The organism is Mitsuaria sp. TWR114 (genome assembly GCF_007997345.1).
Genome location: NZ_VOSR01000756.1, coordinates 1 through 988 on the forward strand (window position 1 = coordinate 1; position 988 = coordinate 988).

Consider the following 988-nt stretch of genomic DNA (forward strand, 5'->3'; position numbering starts at 1 on the left):
CCGCTGCTGCTGCGCGGCTTCTCGGTGGTGCATGCCGCGCTGGCGCTGCTGTTCACCGTCATGGCCTTGCTGCTGCTGGCCATCGCGGCGAAAGAAACCTGGATGGCGCTGCACCTGGACTGGAACGACGAGGCCGCGCAGCTGGTGATCGAGGCGATGGGCGTGCTGGCGGCCGCCGTGGTGGCGCTGCAGATCGCGCAGACGATCACCGAGGAAGAGGTGATCCGCAGCGCCCACATCAGCGCGCCCACGCGGGTGCGGCGTTTCCTGTCGCGCTTCATGGTGGTGATCGTGGTCGCGCTCGCGATCGAGGCGCTGGTGGCGACCTTCCGCTCGGCGCATTCGGACTCGACGCTGCTGCTGCACGCGGCGGCGATGGTGCTGGCGGTGGGTGCGCTGCTGACGGGCTGGGGCCTGTTCATCCGCCTGAACCGCGCCGCCGAGGAACTCGAGCCCGAGGCGATGCAGGAGGCCAAGCGGGAGGATCACAAGCTCAAGTGAGCGAGTCGCCCACCGGGCCACCTGCCCGGCCGCCCCGAGCCCAGTTGCTCAATCGTTCTCGAACGGCATCGTGTCCAGGAAGTCCTGCGCCTCGACCTTGCGGGCGACCAGGCGCGCGCAGCCCTTGAGCCGGGACAGGTCCTCGGTCTGCAGGCCCGGGTTCGGGTGCGCGCTGAAGCAGCACACGGTGCCGAAGATGCGGCCGTCGGACAGCACGACCGGCGCGCTCAGGTGGGCGCCGATCGGGATCGGCGTCGGCGGCAGCTGCAGCGCCTCGGCCAGCGCCGACGCGTTCGTCATCAGCTGCGGCGCGCGGCCCTCGACGATGCGCTGGCAGTAGCTCTGCTCCAGCGGCGCCGAATCGCCCACCTGCACGCCGATCTCGGACTCGCCGTCGACGAAGCGGAACACCCGCTCGCCCTCCAGGAACTCGGACACGAACACCACGTCCATGCCCAGTTGCTCGCGCAGGCCGCGCAGCACCTGG

Annotated in this window: 2 protein-coding genes; one reads left to right on the top strand and one right to left on the bottom strand. The window is 70.4% G+C overall.

Features of this window, described 5'->3' with window-relative positions:
* Window positions 1–3: 3 nt before the first annotated feature.
* Window positions 4–501, top strand: coding sequence for a hypothetical protein (locus FUT87_RS23755; protein ID WP_310735318.1), 498 nt, complete (start codon window positions 4–6; stop codon window positions 499–501).
* A 48-nt stretch (window positions 502–549) separates the two neighbouring features.
* Here FUT87_RS23755 and FUT87_RS23760 read toward each other — a convergent pair.
* Window positions 550–988, bottom strand: a 439-nt coding sequence (locus tag FUT87_RS23760) for a GAF domain-containing protein (protein WP_147242593.1), incomplete at its 5' end; no start/stop codon positions are given.